Here is a 17,571-nt window from a genome sequence, read left to right on the forward strand (position 1 = left end):
TTCGTTCGACGCTTAGGCTCAGTTGACCTTGGCGTTCAGCTCACCCTTGAGGTAACGCTGGAACATGGCTTCCAGGGAGATCGGCTTGATCTTCGAGGCGTTGCCGGCGGTGCCGAAGGCTTCGTAACGGGCGATGCAGACATCGCGCATGGCGGTCACGGTGGCGCCGAAGAACTTGCGCGGGTCGAACTCGCTGGGGTTGGTGGCCATCAGGCGGCGCATGGCACCAGTGGACGCCAGGCGCAGGTCGGTGTCGATGTTGACCTTGCGCACGCCGTACTTGATGCCTTCGACGATTTCTTCAACCGGCACGCCGTAGGTTTCCTTGATGTCGCCACCGTACTGGTTGATGATCGCCAGCCACTCTTGCGGCACCGAAGACGAACCGTGCATCACCAGGTGAGTGTTGGGGATGCGCTTGTGGATTTCCTTGATGCGGTCGATGGCCAGTACGTCGCCGGTAGGCGGCTTGGTGAACTTGTAGGCGCCGTGGCTGGTACCGATGGCGATGGCCAGGGCGTCGACCTGGGTCTTCTTGACGAAGTCCGCGGCTTCTTCCGGGTCGGTCAGCATCTGGCTGTGATCCAGCACGCCTTCGGCGCCAATACCGTCTTCTTCACCGGCCATGCCGGTTTCCAACGAACCCAGGCAGCCCAGCTCGCCTTCTACCGACACGCCGCAGGCGTGGGCCATGGCCACGGTCTGCTGGGTAACACGGACGTTGTATTCGTAGTCGGTCGGAGTCTTGCCGTCTTCACCGAGGGAGCCGTCCATCATGACCGAGGAAAAGCCCAGTTGGATGGAGCGCTGGCAGACGTCAGGGCTGGTGCCGTGGTCCTGGTGCATGCACACCGGGATATGCGGAAACTCTTCGATGGCAGCCAGAATCAGGTGACGCAGGAAAGGCGCGCCGGCGTATTTGCGGGCGCCGGCCGAAGCCTGGACGATCACCGGGGAGTCAGTCTTGTCAGCGGCTTCCATGATGGCGCGCATCTGCTCAAGGTTGTTGACGTTGAAGGCTGGAACGCCGTAGCCGAACTCGGCTGCGTGGTCCAGCATCTGGCGCATGCTGATGAGTGCCATTGTGTGTGTCTCTCCCGGTCGAGGGTCGTTAATCGTGCAAGCCTGCCGTAGCGGCGACTGCTATTCAAGTGATTGCAGATCGGGGGTCAACCCGCTCTGTTCCATTCGTTAAAACCAAATTTCTACAGCCACGCAGGAGCCGGCTCGCCGGTGAAAGGGGCCTTGAACCTTGCACAGGTCTGGAGGCCGCCTCCGCTGGCAAGCCTGCCCCTACATGGCCTTGCAGCCGCGGCCGATCAGGTCATTGGTGGCGACCCAGTAGACCAGGCCCTCCTCGCCCTTGACGTGAAACGCCAGCATGTCGTCGCTGTACAGCGAGCCCGAACCGCTGGGCTCAAGCTTCAGGCGGCGTACCTGGTCGTCGCCCCCCAGGCGCACGTCGACGGCCTTGCGGCTGTCGTCGGTGTAGCGCCAGAGCACCTGGGCCTGGCTGTCGCAGGTCCAGGTGGTCCAGTTGTCAGTGGTCGGCGACTTGAGCAGGTTCAGGTTGGCACAACCTGCCAACAAGCCCAGCATCGCCACGGCGATCAAACCTTTCATCAATGTTCCTCGGCTGGCGGCCAACAGGCCCCGGCGCGTTGCGTTAACCCATCTGACCCGTCAAGGGCAACCCTGTTCCCTGGCCTTTGACGGCGTCTCGTACTTCTCCAGGCCCTCAGGGCCCAGGCGCTTGTTGATCACCGGAGCCGTCTCGGCCTGCCAGTCAGCCTGGTAGCAGCCTTTCTGCACCTCGCCGGCATCCTCCGCAGGCGTTGCCTTGGGGGCACTGGAGCAGCCCGCCAGCAACGCCACGGCGATCAACAGTGGCAACGTCTTGACCATCAGAACACTCCTTTGCCCGGCCAATCGAGGCCTCAGGCCTTGGCCCGGGCTTCCAGGACTTCAACCGCCGGCAGCACCTTGCCCTCGACGAACTCGAGGAAGGCGCCGCCACCGGTAGAAATGTAGGAGATCTGCTGGGCTACGCCATATTTGTCGATGGCTGCCAGGGTATCGCCGCCGCCGGCAATGGAGAACGCGGCGCTGTCAGCGATGGCCTGGGCCAGGACCTTGGTGCCATTGCCGAACTGGTCGAATTCGAACACGCCCACCGGACCGTTCCAGAGGATGGTCCTGGAGGATTTCAGCAGTTCGGCGAACTGCGCGGCAGTCTGCGGGCCGATGTCGAGAATCATGTCGTCATCGGCCACATCGGCGATCAGCTTGACGGTGGCCGCAGCGCTCTCGGCAAATTCCTTGGCCACCACCACGTCCACCGGCAGCGGTACGCTGACCTTGGCGGCGATGGCGCGAGCGGTGTCCAGCAGGTCCGGCTCGTACAGCGACTTGCCCACCGGATGCCCGGCAGCGGCGAGGAAGGTATTGGCGATGCCGCCACCGACGATCAATTGGTCGCAGATCTGGCTCAGGCTATTGAGCACGTCCAGCTTGGTCGACACCTTGGAGCCGGCAACGATGGCCGCCATCGGCTTGGCCGGGTTGCCCAGGGCCTTGCCCAGCGCGTCCAGCTCAGCGGCCAGCAAAGGACCAGCAGCAGCCACTTTGGCGAACTTGGCCACGCCATGGGTCGAACCCTCGGCGCGGTGCGCGGTGCCGAAGGCGTCCATCACGAACACGTCGCACAGGGCAGCGTATTGCTGGGCCAACTCGTCGGCGTTCTTTTTCTCGCCCTTGTTGAAGCGCACGTTCTCGAACAGCACAATGTCGCCGGCCTTGACCTCGACACCACCCAGGTAATCGGCCACCAGCGGTACTTCACGACCCAGGGCGCGGCTCAGGTAGTCGGCCACCGGCTTGAGGCTGTTCTCGGCGGAAAACTCGCCTTCGGTCGGGCGGCCCAGGTGCGAGCAGACCATCACTGCCGCGCCTTTTTCCAGGGCCAGCTTGATGGTCGGCAGCGAAGCCAGGATTCGCGCATCGCTGGTGACAACACCGTCCTTGACTGGGACGTTGAGGTCTTCACGGATCAGCACGCGCTTACCTTGCAGATCGAGGTCGGTCATCTTCAACACGGTCATGGGTCGCAATTCCTGGGTTACTGTTCTTCAGAAACAGAGAGTTGAGTGTCAGTGCGTGGAGCGGCTGTGTGCAGGTAGTGCCCAGCTACGTCCAGCATTCGGTTGGCAAAGCCCCATTCGTTGTCGAACCAGGCCAGGATGTTCACCAGCCGGGGGCCGGAAACACGGGTCTGACTGGCATCGACGATCGCCGAATGGGGATCATGATTGAAATCACAGCTGGCATGCGGCAGCTCGGTGTAGGCCAGCAGGCCCTTGAGCGGACCGCTGGTGGCGGCCTCACGCAGGATCCGGTTGACCTCGGTGGCGTCGGTATCGCTCACGGTCTGCATGGTGATGTCCAGGCAGGACACGTTCACCGTCGGCACCCGCACTGCTTTGGCCTGAATTCGCCCGGCAAGTTCCGGCAACAGGCGCTCGATACCCCGCGCCAGACCGGTGGACACCGGGATCACCGACTGGAAGGCCGAACGAGTACGCCGCAGGTCTTCATGGTGATAGGCGTCGATCACCGGCTGGTCGTTCATCGCCGAGTGAATGGTGGTGATCGATACGTACTCCAGGCCAATGGCCTGATCCAGCAGGCGCAACAGCGGCACGCCGCAGTTGGTGGTGCAGGAGGCGTTGGACACCAGCCGTTCGCCGCCGCTCAGGCAGTCCTGGTTCACCCCATAGACGATGGTGGCGTCGACATCCGCCTCGCTGGCCATCGGCTGGGAGAACAGCACCCGCGGCGCGCCGGCGTCGAGGAAACGCTGGCCGTCTTCGCGGGTGTGGTAGGCACCGGAGCATTCCAGCACCAGATCGACGCCCAGGGACGCCCAATCGATGCCTTCGGGGGTGGCGCTGCGCAACACTTTCACGCAGTTGCCATTGATATGCAGACAATCGCCATCGACCTTCACCTCACCGGGAAAACGCCCGTGGGTGGAATCGAAGCGTGTCAGGTATTCAACGCTGGCCATGTCGGCCAGATCGTTGATGGCAACGATCTCGAACCCGGCCGCAGCCCCTCGCTCGAACAGAGCACGCAAGACGCAACGACCAATCCGGCCGTAGCCGTTGAGTGCAACTTTGTAGGGACGCGGTTGAGGCATGGGGTTCTCAATGACCGGTGGTGAAACCATCAGCTTCGTGCTGCCTGCGCCATCGTCATCGCGAGCAAGCTCGCCCCCACAAGGACGGTATACATCCCTGCAGGAGCGAGCTTGCTCGCGATTGCGTCAGTACAGACAACCCGGCTTCCGGGTTTAGTCTTCCAGCAACTCTTCGGCCTGGCCCAGGATGTTGTCCAGGGTGAAGCCGAACTCTTCGAACAGTGCCGAAGCCGGAGCCGATTCGCCGTAGGTGGTCATGCCGATCACGCGACCTTCCAGACCCACGTACTTGAACCAGAAGTCGGCATGAGCCGCTTCGATCGCGATACGTGCGCTGACCTGCAGCGGCAGAACCGATTGCTTGTAGCCAGCGTCCTGAGCGTCGAACACGCTGGTGCAAGGCATGGAAACCACGCGCACCTTGCGGCCTTGCTCGGTCAGTTTGTCGTAGGCCTGAACGGCCAGGCCGACTTCCGAACCGGTGGAGATCAGGATCAGTTCAGGCTCGCCTGCGCAGTCCTTCAACACATAGCCACCGCGGCTGATGTCGGCGATCTGGCCGGCATCGCGGGTTTGGTGCTGCAGGTTCTGGCGCGAGAAGATCAGCGCCGAAGGGCCGTCTTTACGCTCCAGCGCGTTTTTCCAGGCCACCGCCGATTCAACGGCATCGGCCGGGCGCCAGGTGTCGAGGTTCGGCGTGGTACGCAGGCTGGTCAGTTGCTCGATCGGCTGGTGCGTCGGGCCGTCTTCGCCCAGACCGATGGAGTCGTGGGTGTAGACATGGATCACACGCTTCTTCATCAGCGCCGACATGCGCACTGCGTTGCGGGCGTATTCCATGAACATCAGGAAGGTCGCGCCGTAAGGCACCAGGCCGCCGTGCAGGGCAACGCCGTTCATGATGGCGGTCATGCCGAACTCGCGCACGCCGTAGTACATGTAGTTGCCGCTGGCATCTTCAGCGCTGACACCCTTGCAACCTTTCCACAGGGTCAGGTTGGAACCGGCCAGGTCGGCCGACCCACCGAGCACTTCCGGCAGCAGGGGGCCGAAGGCATTCAGGGTGTTCTGGCTGGCCTTGCGGCTGGCGATGGTTTCGCCCTTGGCGGCCACTTCGGCGATGTAGGCGTCGGCCTTCTCGGCGAAGTCGGCAGGCAGGTCACCGCTAAGGCGACGTACCAGTTCGTTGGCTTCGGTTGGGAATGCAGCGGAATAGGCCGCGAAACGCTGGTCCCACTCGGCTTCGGCAGCGCGACCTTTTTCCTTGGCATCCCACTCGGCATAAATGTCGGCCGGGATTTCGAACGGGCCGTAGTTCCAGTTCAGCGCCTGGCGGGTCAGGGCGATTTCCGCGTCGCCCAGTGGCGCGCCGTGGCAATCTTCCTTGCCCTGCTTGTTCGGCGAACCGAAACCGATGGTGGTCTTGCAGCAGATCAGAGTCGGCAGCGGGCTCTTGCGCGCGGTGTCGATGGCGGTCTTGATCTCTTCCGGATCGTGGCCGTCGACGTTGCGGATCACTTGCCAGTTATAGGCTTCGAAACGCTTGGGCGTGTCGTCGGTGAACCAGCCTTCGACTTCGCCGTCGATGGAGATGCCGTTGTCATCGTAGAAGGCGATCAGCTTGCCCAGGCCCAGGGTGCCGGCCAGGGAAGCGACTTCGTGGGAAATGCCTTCCATCATGCAGCCATCACCCAGGAACACGTAGGTGTGATGGTCGACAATGTTGTGGCCTGGACGGTTGAACTGCGCCGCCAGGACTTTCTCCGCGAGGGCAAAGCCCACAGCGTTGGCCAGGCCCTGGCCCAGCGGGCCGGTGGTGGTTTCCACGCCTGGGGTGTAACCGAACTCCGGGTGGCCCGGGGTGCGGCTGTGCAGCTGGCGAAAGTTCTTCAGGTCATCGATCGACAGGTCGTAGCCGGTCAGGTGCAGCAGCGAGTAGATCAACATCGAGCCGTGGCCATTGGACAGCACGAAGCGGTCGCGGTCGGCGAAGGATGGGTTGCTCGGGTTGTGCTTCAGGTAGTCACGCCAAAGTACTTCGGCGATATCCGCCATACCCATAGGGGCACCTGGATGGCCGCTGTTGGCTTTTTGCACGGCATCCATGCTGAGGGCACGAATGGCGTTGGCACGCTCACGACGGCTTGGCATCGCTGATCTCCTGGGGATTGAATAAAACGAAACGGAAAAAAGGCCTGCATTTTCCCTCAGGCGTCAGGCGGGGGCAATGACAGATAGTCACTCAGGCATGTTTTTCCCCTGTTGAAGACACAATCCATTGATGAAACCCCTTCGCCGCTCGTTGACTGTAGAAGCAGAGGCTCTGGAAAAGCCCCTGCAGACCCCAATATCAAAACTTTTTGATATTGGCCTTGCGAGCATTTGCGGGCATCTCTAGACTGCTGCCCCATGAACCTGCCCGCGCCTGCCATCAGCCATGACGATTGCGACGAACTGGCGGCCCTGTGCAAGGCCGGCGGCGACCCCCTGCGGCTGAATGTATTGCGCGCGCTGAGCAACGATTCGTTTGGTGTGCTGGAGCTGGCGCAGATCTTCGCCATCGGCCAGTCGGGCATGAGCCACCACCTGAAGGTCCTGGCCCAGGCCAGCCTGGTGGCGACCCGCCGTGAAGGCAATGCGATTTTCTATCGCCGCGCCCTGCCCCATACCGGGCTCCTGGGCGGCAAACTGCACGCAGCCTTGCTGGAAGAGGTCGACCAGCTGAACCTGCCGGGCGAGGTACAGGCCCGGATCAGCCTGGTGCACCGGCAGCGGGCTGCAGCCAGCCAGGACTTCTTTTCCCGGGTGGCGGAAAAATTCCGCGCCCAGCAGGACCTGATCGCAGGACTGCCCCAGTATCGCGACAGTGTGCTGGCGCTGCTGGACAAACTGAGTTTCGACCCAGTGGCCACGGCCATTGAAGTCGGCCCCGGCGACGGTGGATTTCTCCCCGAGCTGGCCCGACGCTTTGCCCGGGTTACCGCGCTGGACAACAGCCCGGCGATGCTGGAGCTGGCACGCCAGCTGTGCGAACGCGAAACATTGGCTAACGTCAGCCTGCAATTGGCCGATGCACTGAACGGTGTACAGCTGCAGGCCGATTGTGTGGTGCTGAACATGGTCCTGCACCATTTCGCCGCGCCGGCCGAGGCCCTCAAGCAGATGGCCCAATTGCTGCAACCAGGCGGCAGCCTGTTAGTGACAGACTTGTGCAGCCACAACCAGAGTTGGGCCAAAGAGGCTTGCGGCGATCTCTGGCTAGGGTTCGAACAAGATGATTTGGCCCGTTGGGCCACCGCTGCGGGACTGACTCCCGGGGAAAGCCTGTATGTAGGCTTACGTAATGGTTTCCAGATCCAGGTTCGCCATTTTCAGCGACCGGCTGGCGACACTCACCATCGGTAAATTTTAGGAAACCGTCGAGATGAGCGAATACTCCCTTTTCACCTCCGAGTCCGTGTCTGAAGGGCATCCGGATAAAATCGCTGACCAGATTTCCGATGCGGTGCTGGACGCCATCATTACCCAGGACAAGCACGCCCGCGTAGCGGTCGAGACCCTGGTCAAGACTGGCGTGGCCATTGTTGCCGGCGAAGTCACCACCAGTGCCTGGGTCGACCTGGAACAGATCGTTCGCGATGTGATCTGCGATATCGGCTACACCAGTTCCGACGTCGGTTTCGACGGTGCTACCTGCGGCGTGATGAACATCATTGGCAAGCAGTCCCCCGACATCAACCAGGGCGTCGACCGTGCCAAGCCGGAAGATCAGGGCGCTGGCGACCAGGGCCTGATGTTCGGCTACGCCAGCAACGAAACCGAGGTGCTGATGCCGGCGCCGATCACCTTTTCGCACCAACTGGTCCAGCGCCAGGCCGAAGCCCGCAAATCGGGCCTGCTGCCTTGGCTGCGCCCGGATGCAAAATCCCAGGTCACCTGCCGCTATGAAGGCGGCAAGGTGGTGGGTATCGATGCCGTGGTGCTGTCGACCCAGCACAACCCCGAGGTGTCCTACAGCGACCTGCGCGAAGGCGTGATGGAGCTGATCGTCAAGCACGTGCTGCCTGCCGAGTTGCTGAGCAAGGACACCCAGTTCCACATCAACCCGACCGGCCAGTTCATCATCGGTGGCCCGGTGGGTGACTGCGGCCTGACCGGCCGCAAGATCATCGTCGACAGCTACGGCGGCATGGCCCGTCACGGCGGTGGCGCGTTCTCCGGCAAGGATCCATCCAAGGTCGACCGTTCCGCCGCTTACGCCGGCCGCTACGTGGCCAAGAACATCGTTGCCGCCGGCCTGGCCGAGCGCTGCGAGATCCAGGTGTCCTACGCCATCGGCGTGGCCCAACCGACCTCGATCTCGCTGAACACCTTCGGCACCGGCAAGATCAGCGACGACAAGATCATCAAGCTGGTACGCGAAGTGTTCGACCTTCGCCCCTACGCAATCACCACCATGCTCGACCTGCTGCACCCGATGTACCAGGAAACCGCTGCCTACGGTCACTTCGGCCGGGCTCCGCAAACCAAGACCGTGGGTGACGACACCTTCACCACCTTCACTTGGGAAAAGACCGACCGCGCCGACACCCTGCGCGCCGCTGCCGGCCTGTAAGCTTCACCTGGCAACATCCAAAGCCCCGCCCGGCTCGCCCGGCGGGGCTTTTTTGTCGCCTGAGGTTTCTTGCTCATCCCGCAAACCGCTGCTGGTACGGGGCCGAGCGAGCAAGGACACAGGTGTTCCCTGACGGGGAAACACCTCGCAACCACCTTCGTCCCGGCCGTCAGCCAATCCCCTCTAGCCTTTAGCGCATGACCCACAGAGCAAGGATGCTCCCCATGCTGCCAAGAGCCGTTGTGCTGCTGAGCCTCACTCCATTCTTCGCCCAGGCCGCCTGCCCCGACTGGCCGGTTCCCCGTGCCACCGATGAAATCACCGCCCTGCAGCAGCAACTGCAGCGCTGGGATAGCAGCTATTACCGTGACGGCCGATCACTGGTGGCGGATGAGCTCTACGATCAGGCCCGCCAGCGCCTGCTCACCTGGCGCCAGTGCTTCCCCCAGGCTCCCCGGGCAATGGACCAGCCCCTGCTCGGCGCCGGGGGCAGCATCCGCCACCCCATCCCCCACACAGGAGTGGAAAAACTCGCCGATGCCAATGCCGTGACGGGGTGGCTCAAGGGCCGCGACGACATCTGGGCGCAACCCAAGGTCGACGGCGTAGCGGTGACCCTGATCTACCACCGGGGGCAGTTCCAGCAAGCACTCAGCCGTGGCGACGGCGTGCATGGCCATGACTGGACCCGTGCAGCCTGGCAAATCGAGGCCATACCCAAACGACTGCCACGGCCCGTCGACCTGTTGCTGCAAGGAGAGCTCTATCTGCGCCTGGAGCAGCATGTCCAGGCTCGCTCCGGCAGCCTCAAGGCGCGCAACCGGGTGGCAGGCTGGATGGCTCGCAAACAGCTGACAGCGGCGGAGGCCGCGCAGATCGGGCTGTTTGTCTGGGACTGGCCCCAGGGCCCGGCTACATTGAGCGAACGCCTGGAACAACTGGCAGACCTGGGTTTTGCCGAACCCCGCGAGTACAGCCGACCCGTAGGCGGCTTCGCCGATGCACAACAGTGGCGGGCCCGCTGGTATCGCTCGCCACTGCCCTTTGCCAGTGACGGCATCATCCTGCGGCAAAGCCGGCGTCCCGCCGCCGAACGCTGGCAGGCCAAGGCCCCATACTGGATTGCCGCCTGGAAGTACCCCTACGCCCAGGTGCTGGCCAGCGTTCGTCAAGTCGATTTTCGTATCGGCCGCACGGGGCGCATCACGCCCCTGCTGGAGATCGAGCCGGTGACCCTGGACGACCGGCAGATCCGCCGTGTCAGTCTCGGCTCACTGCAACGCTGGCGATCCCTGGATATCGTTCCCGGCGATCAGGTAGCCATCAGTCTCGCCGGGTTGAGCATCCCGCGCCTGGATGAAGTGGTACTCAGAAGCACCCTGCGCCAAAGCATCCAGCCCCCGCGAGAAGCCGACTTTCACTTCCTGAGTTGCTGGCAGCCATCACCCGGCTGCGAGGAACAATTTCTGGCCCGACTGACCTGGCTCAGCAGCAAACAAGGCCTGAACCTGCAGAATATCGGCAGCCGGACCTGGGCCCGGCTGGTTGAAACAGGCCGTATCAAAGGCCTGCTGGATTGGCTGACCCTGGATCAGGCAGAGCTTGCTAACATTGCCGGCTTTGGTGATCGCAGCAGCAAGCGTTTGCTCGAGAGCCTGCACAGCGCCAGGCAACAGCCCTTCCCACGCTGGCTCAAAGCCCTCGGCATCCCGCCCAGTGGCTCGGCCGACCTGAGCGGGCCATGGCAGGCCCTGGCCATGAAAAGCAGCCTGGACTGGCAGAATGAAGCCGGTATCGGAGCGGAGCGGGCCGCCCAACTGGTGGCGTTTTTTCGCGCTCCAGAGGTCCTGGCCTTGCAAGGCGCCCTGAACAGCGCCGGTATCGAAGGTTTTTAGCCCGATGGCACGTGGAACCACCCAAGCCGGAATACGCTCCAACAGCCCATTCCCGGTACAACAGTCAGTATTTTTATTGGTTATTTCTTGATCTTTTTCACCTGGAGCCTTCAATGAAACTTTTTCCATCGCTCGCCACCCTGACCCTCTGCAGCCTGATGAGCGCGCCACTGCTGGCCGCCGAGCAGGCCCCCGAGTTGACCGGCTGCGCCGCCAAGCGCCAGGCCATCATGAACCAGATCGAACAGGCCAAGGCCCACGGCAACAGCAATCAGCAGGCCGGCCTGGAGCGCGCCCTGAGCGAAGTGACCGCCCACTGCACCGACGCCTCGCTGAAGAAAGAGCGGGAAAACAAAGTGCTTGAGGCCAAGCATGAGGTCAGCCGTCGCCAGGCCGACCTGGAAAAAGCCATGAAGAAAGGTGACTCGGAGAAGATCAACAAGCGCAAGGACAAGCTTGCCGAGTCCCGCAAGGAACTGCAGCAAGCCCTGGACGAACTGGACAAGTAAGCAACCTGATGCCGCAGCCCTGCTCAGCAGAGCCGCCAATCAGTGATTGCGGAACTCTTTGTGGCAGGCGCTGCAAGCATCCTCGACCTTCTGCACCGCCGGCCCCAGATTGCTGGCCTTGTAGGGCTGGACCTGGCTGATCGTCACCAGCTCACCGGTGGCGGCTTCCAGGGTGCGGGCCAACTCCTGGAAACGCGCCTGCTTGCGCCAGACGTCATCGGTGGCGCTGCTGTGATCCTCTTCCTTGACCTCGGGGAAGTGCTTCCACGGCTCATGGGACAGGCTGTCGAGTTTCACCGCGCCTTCGGCAAAGCGCGCGCCGTCGAAAGGAATCCGCCCACGCAGCATGCCCCCCAGGTCCTCGCCGGTCTTGAGCATCTGCTTGAAGATCGCCTTGCGCTGGCCCAGGGGAGAATTGGGATCGACACCGCCACAGGCGGAAAGCGTCAGGCAGGCCAGCAATACAACAGAAAGTCTTTTTAGCGTCATGGTGGCTTCAGGTCTGGTCACGGAAACGGCGGCCAGTATCCTCGCCTCCCCGGCAAAGACCAATAGCCCTATTAATAATATGGGTTGTCCCCCATCACCAATGCGGCGGGCAGCCTCTCAAGGAAATACAGCATGAACCCGAGCCCGCTCCGCTGGCCTCGCCATCTGCTCTGGGCCCTGCCGGCCCTGGCGCTGCTCGCTGGCTGCAACGGCGGCGACAATACCAAGCCAGCCCCCACCCACGCCCTGGCCACCTACAACAGCGCCACCTGGGACGCCCTGCCCAACGTCGCCGACAACGACCTGCTGGCCGGTTTCGGCTCCTGGCGCAGCGCCTGCACCCGCCTCAAGGCCGACCCGGTGTGGGGCGCCACCTGCGCCGCAGCCGCGACGGTGCCGCAAACCCCCGAGGCCATCCGCGGCTTTCTCAAGGAGCACCTGCAGGTCTACGGCCTGCGCTCGGGCAGCGGCAGCAGTACCGGCCTGATCACCGGCTACTACGAACCGGTCTATCCCGGCAGCCTGACCCAGACCCAGGTGGCCAATGTGCCGGTATACGGCGTGCCGGAGGACATGATCATCGTTGCCCTGGACAGCCTCTACCCGGAGCTCAAGGGCAAGCGCCTGCGTGGCCGGCTCGAAGGCCGGGTACTCAAGCCCTATGACGATGCGGCGACCATCGAAAGCAAGGGAACCAAGGCCCCGGTGATTGCCTGGCTGACCGACCCCATGGACCTGCAATTCCTGCAGATCCAGGGTTCCGGGCGAATCCAGCTGGATGACGGGCGCCAATTGCGGATCGGCTATGCCGACCAGAACGGCCACCCCTACCGTCCCATCGGCCGCTGGCTGGTGGACCAGGGCGAGCTGAAGAAAGAGGACGTGACCATGGGCACCATTGCCGCCTGGGCCAAGGCCCACCCGGCACGGATTCCCGAGCTGCTGGGCAGCAACCCCAGCTACGTGTTCTTCAACCGCAACCCGGATAGCAATGAAGGCCCGCGGGGCTCGTTGAACGTACCGCTGACGTCAGGCTATAGCGTGGCCGTGGACCGCAAGGTGATCCCGCTGGGCAGCCTGCTGTGGTTGTCCACCACCCGCCCGGATGGCAGCAGCCTGATACGGCCGGTAGCCGCCCAGGACACGGGCGGCGCAATCACCGGTGAGGTGCGCGCCGATCTGTTCTGGGGCACGGGCGATGCGGCGGGGCAGCTGGCCGGAGACATGAAGCAGCAGGGCCAGATCTGGATGCTCTGGCCCAAGGGCGTAGCGCTGCCCAAGGTGCCGGAAGTGCCCGACGCCCCTTGAGCCCCTGCAGGAGCCGGCTTGCCGGCTCCTGCAAAAGGGTGTCTCAGACTGAAACGAAGAAGAAACTGGCGATCAGGCCCATGCCCACGAACCACACCAGGGACCGCAGGATCGCCCAGTCCGCCAGGTAGCAGATCATGTACAGCAGGCGGCTGGTGATAAACAGCACCGCCAGCACGTTGATCGTCACCAGCTCGGCGTTACCTGCCACATGGGCGATGATCACCGCCGCAGCGAATGCCGGGGTCACCTCGAAACCGTTGAGCTGCGCGTTGTGGGCACGCTTGGGCAAACCCTCCAGAGTACTCAGGAACGCCCGTGGGTCATGGTTGTAGCGAAGCCCGTATTTGCCGGCGCCCTTGGCGATGGCAGTACAGAGATAGGGCAGGATGATTGCAATCAACACACACCAGAAAGCGACAGTCATGGAGCAAATCCTTTTTTAGAGTTTTTAGGGAGCCTTCAGAACTTCATCACCAACATGCCAATCAGCACCAGTCCACAGGCTAAGAGCCGTGGCCGGCCGAAAGGTTCTTTCAGGTAGCGCATGCCGAACAGCACCACCAGGATCACACTGATTTCACGCAACGCAGCCGCTTCGGCGATCGATCCCAGTTGCATGGCCCAAAGCACCAGAGCGTAGCTGAACAACACGCAAAACCCGACGCTCAGCCCCAGGCGCCACTGCTCGCGCCAGAACAGGGCAAAGGCCGGGCGCTTCCAGACCACCGCCACCAGCGGAAAGGGCCAGGCGCTGAGCAGCGTGACCCAGGTCAGATAATCCAGCGGGTGCGACCAGCGGCGCAGCGCCTGGCCGTCAATATAGGTGTAGCAACCGATGCACAGGCCGATCAGCGCCACCACCGGCAGCATCGACCAGGGCAACCGCGCCCCACCGCCGCCCTGCCAGAGCAGGCAGAGCATGCCGAAGGGAATCAGCAGAATGCCTAGGACCTGCTGAGTGCTCAGCGCCTCGCCGGCGAAGACCAGGGTCAACGCCAGCACCACCAATGGCGAAAGTCCGCGCATCAACGGGTACACCAGCCCGAGATCCCCCACGCGATAGGCCTGGATCAGCAGATATCGATACAAGAGCTCGAATGCCGCCGAGGCGATGATCCAGGGCCAGATCTCCAGTGGTGGGGATTCGAGAAAAAACAGCATGATGGCCACGAACAGCAGGGCCACGGTGTCCATGCAGGCCACCACCAGCAAGCGCTCGCCACTGAACTTGATCAGGGTGTTCCAGGCTGCGTGCAACAACGCCGCCACCAAAACCAGACTTGTCGCCAGCACCTTGCACTCCCTGGTTGCCTGAAAAAGCCGGATACCGCACATCCGGGCAGAAGCCGGGAATCCTCGCATGCCTGCGGCCCTGCTTGCACGGGCTACCGGCGCATTTGGCAGTGCCAGCAGCCAATTCGGCAACATGGGCATGTTCGAAGTACTTTTCCCCAAGTGCCTGCAACGTCGGGTCGAGGCTGTGGTCAATGGCTGCGGTCAGGCGACGATGGCGAAAACTGTGTCCCTCGCCGACGCCGGTACATCAAACCCTTAGCCTGAAAGCATTCAGGTCGCTTTTTCTGTAATCATCCAAAGGAGTCCGGATGCTTGAACTTGTCGCTGCCTTTATCTGCCTGACGACGCTGCTCACCTACGTCAACTTCCGCTTTATCGGCCTGCCACCGACCATCGGCGTGATGGTCACCGCCCTGCTGTTCTCGCTGCTGCTGCAAGGCCTGAGCTACCTGGGCTACCCCGGCCTGGAAGAACATGTGGAAGAATTGATTGGCAAGATCGACTTCGGCGATCTGCTGATGAACTGGATGCTGTCGTTCCTGCTGTTCGCCGGCGCCCTGCACGTCAACCTCAACGACCTGCGCAGCTACCGCTGGCCCATCGGCCTGCTGGCCACGGTCGGCGTGCTGATCGCCACCTTCGTCATCGGCAGCCTGGCCTACTGGATCTTCGGCCTGTTCGGCTGGCACGTGAGCTTTCTCTACTGCCTGCTGTTCGGCGCGCTGATTTCCCCCACCGACCCGATTGCCGTGCTGGGTGTGCTGCGTACCGCCAACGCTTCCAAGCCGCTGAAGACCACCATCGTCGGCGAATCGCTGTTCAACGACGGCACCGCGGTAGTGGTGTTCACCGTGCTGCTGGGCATCGCTCAACTGGGGGAAACCCCGACCGTGGCTGCCACGGCCTGGCTGTTCGTGCATGAGGCCATTGGCGGCGTACTGTTCGGCGGGCTGATCGGCTACCTGGTGTATCTGATGATCAAGAGCATCGAGCAGCACCAGATCGAAGTGATGCTGACCCTGGCCCTGGTCATCGGTGGTTCGGCGATGGCCAGCGAGCTGCACGTCTCGGCGCCGATTGCCATGGTGGTGGCCGGCCTGATCATCGGCAACCTGGGACGCAACCTGGCGATGAACGACATGACCCGGCGCTACCTGGACGGTTTCTGGGAGTTGCTCGACGACATGCTCAATGCCCTGCTGTTCGCCCTGATCGGCCTGGAGCTGTTGCTGCTGCCATTCAACTGGCTGCACCTGGCGGCTGCCAGCCTGCTGGCCGTGGCCATCGTGCTCTCTCGCGTGCTCACCGTGGCCCCGGCAATCCTCCTGTTGCGGCGCTGGCGCAGCGTGCCCCGGGGCACTATCCGCGTGCTGACCTGGGGCGGCTTGCGCGGTGGCGTCTCGGTGGCGCTGGCGCTGGCCCTGCCCCTGGGGCCGGAGCGTGACCTGGTGCTGAGCATCACCTACATCGTGGTGTTGTCGTCGATCCTGCTGCAGGGTCTGACCATCGGCAAACTGGTGCGCCATGTCACCCAGGATGCCCCGGCGGCCAAGGCCGAGGCCCACTGATCATTTCTTGATCTGCCGCGGATCGGGCGCCGGTGCCCGGTCTGCGTTCCTGTTCGGCTTGCCACTTTCACTACGCACCTGGGCATGGCTGATCAGGGCGAAGATGAAACTGCCTCCAATGATGTTCCCGGCCAGGGTCGGCCCGGCGAACACCATCCAGAAATCCCGCCACGGCAACTCGCCGGCAAATACCAGGTAGGACACTTCCGCCGAGCCCACCACGATGTGAGTGAAATCCCCCAGCGCCATCAGGTAGGTGATCAGGATGATGATCCACAGCTTGGCGCTCTCCATGGACGGGATCATCCAGACCATGGTGGCAATCATCCAGCCGGAGATGATGCCCTTGGCGAACATCTGCGCTCTGTCGTTCTCCATGACCTTGCGGCCGATTTCCAGAAAGGCCTGATCGGTCTTGCCGTCGAAAATCGGCAAGTGCAGCATCACATAGGCCACCAGCAGGGTGCCGCACAGGTTGCCCACCAGCACCACGCCCCACAAGCGCAGCAAGCGCCCGAAGTTGTTCAGGCTCGGCTTGCTCATCACCGGCAGCACGGCTGTCAGGGTGTTTTCCGTGAACAGTTGCTGGCGCGCCAGAATCACCGCCAGAAAACCCGCGCAATAGCCAAAGCTGGCAATGACCTTGAAGGCCTCGCCGTCGGGCAGGCGGGAGTGGAGCAGGCCCATGCCCATCAGCGACAGGCCCATGGTCAGGCCGGCAGCCAGGGCCGACCACCAGAGGGCTGCGACAGTGCGCTCCAGTTCCTGGTCGCCCTGGGTGCGGATGATTTCATGCAGGACCGCCGCGCGGGGCGGCTGGTTATGGTCGACCTCATGCTGCTCTTGAGCAGAGAGGCCGGGGGTCTTGCCATCTTTTTGCGCGTCCATAAGGCTCCTGAACCAGGCGGGTCATTTAGCTACGACACGCTGGGCTCGGGGCTGTTCCTTTCTGCGCAAGGCATCAGGCGTCGGAAGCGTCATCCTTGAACTGGTCTTTGACGTATTTGATTTCGGTGCGGCCGTGAGGCGCCGGCAGGCCGTCTTCCCCCAGGTTGACGAAGACCATCTTCTCCACCGTGAGAATGGATTTGCGAGTGATCTTGTTGCGCACTTCGCACGTCAGGGTGATCGAGGTACGACCGAATTCGGTGGCGGTGATACCCAGCTCGATGATGTCGCCCTGGCGCGAGGCGCTGACGAAGTTGATTTCCGAGATGTACTTGGTCACGACTCGCTGGTTGCCCAGCTGGACAATGGCGTAGATCGCCGCTTCTTCGTCGATCCAGCGCAACAGGCTGCCGCCGAACAGCGTGCCGTTGGGGTTGAGGTCTTCGGGTTTTACCCACTTGCGGGTGTGGAAATTCATATGCACTCCTGACCGTCCTGCCAATTGATGCCCGGCATAATGGCAGACCGGGCAGTCATGCTCTATGCAACATCGACTATGGTCGCGATTAACGATCTTCATCCAGGTGACATAAACACTTTTGGAAGTCTGGCTCAGGCGGCTATAATCGCCACCGTTTCAAAACGGTCATCTGCACTTGATACCGTTTTCCCGCCACCTGTCCGAGGGGCGCTGCAGCAGGCATGACCTGTCAGGCTCGGATGGGGCGTTGTTGGTACAGGGCTCCCTGTATGGACACTAAACGCACAACGGCGCCCATTCGCACACTACGAATGGAGGCTC

At 62.5% G+C, this 17,571-nt stretch carries 17 protein-coding genes and 1 riboswitch; of the genes, 6 read left to right on the forward strand and 11 right to left on the reverse strand.

The annotated features are described in order from the left end of the window. Nucleotides 1-18: 18 nt before the first annotated feature. From fba to tkt, 6 genes are all read right to left on the reverse strand, one after another. Nucleotides 19-1,083 carry a class II fructose-bisphosphate aldolase gene (gene fba, locus AC1RGE_RS22270; protein ID WP_003229012.1) on the reverse strand — a complete coding sequence of 355 codons (1,065 nt, stop codon included), beginning with the start codon at nucleotides 1,081-1,083 and terminating at the stop codon, nucleotides 19-21. A 210-nt stretch (nucleotides 1,084-1,293) separates the two neighbouring features. Next, nucleotides 1,294-1,623 (reverse strand): MliC family protein, encoded by a 330-nt coding sequence (locus AC1RGE_RS22275; RefSeq protein WP_011063956.1) that lies wholly within the window; start codon nucleotides 1,621-1,623, stop codon nucleotides 1,294-1,296. A gap of 60 nt (nucleotides 1,624-1,683) precedes the next feature. Next, nucleotides 1,684-1,905: a hypothetical protein gene (locus AC1RGE_RS22280; protein ID WP_011063957.1), complete on the reverse strand. Its 222-nt coding sequence runs from the start codon at nucleotides 1,903-1,905 to the stop codon at nucleotides 1,684-1,686. A gap of 32 nt (nucleotides 1,906-1,937) precedes the next feature. Then, nucleotides 1,938-3,101, reverse strand: a complete 1,164-nt coding sequence (locus AC1RGE_RS22285) for a phosphoglycerate kinase (RefSeq protein WP_011063958.1) — start codon at nucleotides 3,099-3,101, stop codon at nucleotides 1,938-1,940. Between the two features lie 17 nt (nucleotides 3,102-3,118). Next, nucleotides 3,119-4,198 (reverse strand): erythrose-4-phosphate dehydrogenase, encoded by a 1,080-nt coding sequence (epd, locus tag AC1RGE_RS22290; RefSeq protein ID WP_492585048.1) that lies wholly within the window; start codon nucleotides 4,196-4,198, stop codon nucleotides 3,119-3,121. Between the two features lie 153 nt (nucleotides 4,199-4,351). Next, the gene (tkt, locus tag AC1RGE_RS22295) at nucleotides 4,352-6,349 is read right to left on the reverse strand and encodes a transketolase (RefSeq protein WP_011063960.1); all 1,998 of its coding nucleotides are present in this window, start codon (nucleotides 6,347-6,349) and stop codon (nucleotides 4,352-4,354) included. Nucleotides 6,350-6,607: 258 nt separating this feature from the next. Here tkt and AC1RGE_RS22300 point away from each other — a divergent pair, with 258 nt between their 5' ends. The 4 genes from AC1RGE_RS22300 to AC1RGE_RS22315 all read left to right on the forward strand — a co-directional run bounded on the left by AC1RGE_RS22300 (nucleotide 6,608) and on the right by AC1RGE_RS22315 (nucleotide 11,217). Continuing rightward, a complete protein-coding gene (locus AC1RGE_RS22300; RefSeq protein ID WP_011063961.1) occupies nucleotides 6,608-7,603 on the forward strand; it encodes an ArsR/SmtB family transcription factor in 996 nt (331 codons plus the stop codon). A 19-nt stretch (nucleotides 7,604-7,622) separates the two neighbouring features. Next, complete coding sequence (gene metK, locus AC1RGE_RS22305) at nucleotides 7,623-8,813, forward strand: methionine adenosyltransferase (protein WP_401401761.1); 1,191 nt, start codon at nucleotides 7,623-7,625, stop codon at nucleotides 8,811-8,813. A 224-nt stretch (nucleotides 8,814-9,037) separates the two neighbouring features. Next, nucleotides 9,038-10,708, forward strand: coding sequence for an NAD-dependent DNA ligase LigB (ligB, locus tag AC1RGE_RS22310; protein WP_258611262.1), 1,671 nt, complete (start codon nucleotides 9,038-9,040; stop codon nucleotides 10,706-10,708). A 113-nt stretch (nucleotides 10,709-10,821) separates the two neighbouring features. Further along, the gene (locus AC1RGE_RS22315) at nucleotides 10,822-11,217 is read left to right on the forward strand and encodes a DUF1090 domain-containing protein (RefSeq protein ID WP_011063964.1); all 396 of its coding nucleotides are present in this window, start codon (nucleotides 10,822-10,824) and stop codon (nucleotides 11,215-11,217) included. A gap of 39 nt (nucleotides 11,218-11,256) precedes the next feature. Here the strand turns inward: AC1RGE_RS22315 and AC1RGE_RS22320 are convergent, their stop codons facing one another. Next, a complete protein-coding gene (locus AC1RGE_RS22320) occupies nucleotides 11,257-11,706 on the reverse strand; it encodes a c-type cytochrome (protein WP_011063965.1) in 450 nt (149 codons plus the stop codon). A gap of 132 nt (nucleotides 11,707-11,838) precedes the next feature. Between AC1RGE_RS22320 and mltA the strand changes: the two genes are divergently transcribed. Further along, nucleotides 11,839-13,014, forward strand: a complete 1,176-nt coding sequence (gene mltA / locus AC1RGE_RS22325; protein ID WP_011063966.1) for a murein transglycosylase A — start codon at nucleotides 11,839-11,841, stop codon at nucleotides 13,012-13,014. Nucleotides 13,015-13,057: 43 nt separating this feature from the next. Here the strand turns inward: mltA and AC1RGE_RS22330 are convergent, their stop codons facing one another. Both AC1RGE_RS22330 and AC1RGE_RS22335 read right to left on the reverse strand, forming a co-directional pair. Continuing rightward, nucleotides 13,058-13,441: an MAPEG family protein gene (locus tag AC1RGE_RS22330; protein ID WP_011063967.1), complete on the reverse strand. Its 384-nt coding sequence runs from the start codon at nucleotides 13,439-13,441 to the stop codon at nucleotides 13,058-13,060. Between the two features lie 35 nt (nucleotides 13,442-13,476). After that, nucleotides 13,477-14,310 (reverse strand): EamA family transporter, encoded by an 834-nt coding sequence (locus AC1RGE_RS22335; protein WP_011063968.1) that lies wholly within the window; start codon nucleotides 14,308-14,310, stop codon nucleotides 13,477-13,479. Nucleotides 14,311-14,621: 311 nt separating this feature from the next. On the opposite strand from AC1RGE_RS22335, the gene AC1RGE_RS22340 reads away from it, so the two are divergent. Next, nucleotides 14,622-15,881 carry a cation:proton antiporter gene (locus tag AC1RGE_RS22340; RefSeq protein WP_011063969.1) on the forward strand — a complete coding sequence of 420 codons (1,260 nt, stop codon included), beginning with the start codon at nucleotides 14,622-14,624 and terminating at the stop codon, nucleotides 15,879-15,881. Here AC1RGE_RS22340 and AC1RGE_RS22345 read toward each other — a convergent pair whose 3' ends face one another. Beyond that, nucleotides 15,882-16,769: a formate/nitrite transporter family protein gene (locus AC1RGE_RS22345; RefSeq protein WP_492585050.1), complete on the reverse strand. Its 888-nt coding sequence runs from the start codon at nucleotides 16,767-16,769 to the stop codon at nucleotides 15,882-15,884. 73 nt (nucleotides 16,770-16,842) lie between these two features. Continuing rightward, nucleotides 16,843-17,247, reverse strand: a complete 405-nt coding sequence (locus tag AC1RGE_RS22350; RefSeq protein WP_011063971.1) for an acyl-CoA thioesterase — start codon at nucleotides 17,245-17,247, stop codon at nucleotides 16,843-16,845. 199 nt (nucleotides 17,248-17,446) lie between these two features. Then, a riboswitch (S-adenosyl-L-homocysteine riboswitch) is annotated at nucleotides 17,447-17,553 on the forward strand. Nucleotides 17,554-17,571: the final 18 nt, after the last annotated feature.

Source organism: Pseudomonas sp. GW823-FHT02C05 (genome assembly GCF_058797595.1).

Bases quoted from the DNA above. Each gene is read 5' to 3' on its own strand.
- fba (WP_003229012.1), bottom strand. From the start codon at position 1,083: ATGGCACTCATCAGCATGCGCCAGATGCTGGACCACGCAGCCGAGTTC.
- AC1RGE_RS22275 (WP_011063956.1), bottom strand. From the start codon at position 1,623: ATGAAAGGTTTGATCGCCGTGGCGATGCTGGGCTTGTTGGCAGGTTGT.
- AC1RGE_RS22280 (WP_011063957.1), bottom strand. From the start codon at position 1,905: ATGGTCAAGACGTTGCCACTGTTGATCGCCGTGGCGTTGCTGGCGGGC.
- AC1RGE_RS22285 (WP_011063958.1), bottom strand. From the start codon at position 3,101: ATGACCGTGTTGAAGATGACCGACCTCGATCTGCAAGGTAAGCGCGTG.
- epd (WP_492585048.1), bottom strand. From the start codon at position 4,198: ATGCCTCAACCGCGTCCCTACAAAGTTGCACTCAACGGCTACGGCCGG.
- tkt (WP_011063960.1), bottom strand. From the start codon at position 6,349: ATGCCAAGCCGTCGTGAGCGTGCCAACGCCATTCGTGCCCTCAGCATG.
- AC1RGE_RS22300 (WP_011063961.1), top strand. From the start codon at position 6,608: ATGAACCTGCCCGCGCCTGCCATCAGCCATGACGATTGCGACGAACTG.
- metK (WP_401401761.1), top strand. From the start codon at position 7,623: ATGAGCGAATACTCCCTTTTCACCTCCGAGTCCGTGTCTGAAGGGCAT.
- ligB (WP_258611262.1), top strand. From the start codon at position 9,038: ATGCTGCCAAGAGCCGTTGTGCTGCTGAGCCTCACTCCATTCTTCGCC.
- AC1RGE_RS22315 (WP_011063964.1), top strand. From the start codon at position 10,822: ATGAAACTTTTTCCATCGCTCGCCACCCTGACCCTCTGCAGCCTGATG.
- AC1RGE_RS22320 (WP_011063965.1), bottom strand. From the start codon at position 11,706: ATGACGCTAAAAAGACTTTCTGTTGTATTGCTGGCCTGCCTGACGCTT.
- mltA (WP_011063966.1), top strand. From the start codon at position 11,839: ATGAACCCGAGCCCGCTCCGCTGGCCTCGCCATCTGCTCTGGGCCCTG.
- AC1RGE_RS22330 (WP_011063967.1), bottom strand. From the start codon at position 13,441: ATGACTGTCGCTTTCTGGTGTGTGTTGATTGCAATCATCCTGCCCTAT.
- AC1RGE_RS22340 (WP_011063969.1), top strand. From the start codon at position 14,622: ATGCTTGAACTTGTCGCTGCCTTTATCTGCCTGACGACGCTGCTCACC.
- AC1RGE_RS22345 (WP_492585050.1), bottom strand. From the start codon at position 16,769: ATGGACGCGCAAAAAGATGGCAAGACCCCCGGCCTCTCTGCTCAAGAG.
- AC1RGE_RS22350 (WP_011063971.1), bottom strand. From the start codon at position 17,247: ATGAATTTCCACACCCGCAAGTGGGTAAAACCCGAAGACCTCAACCCC.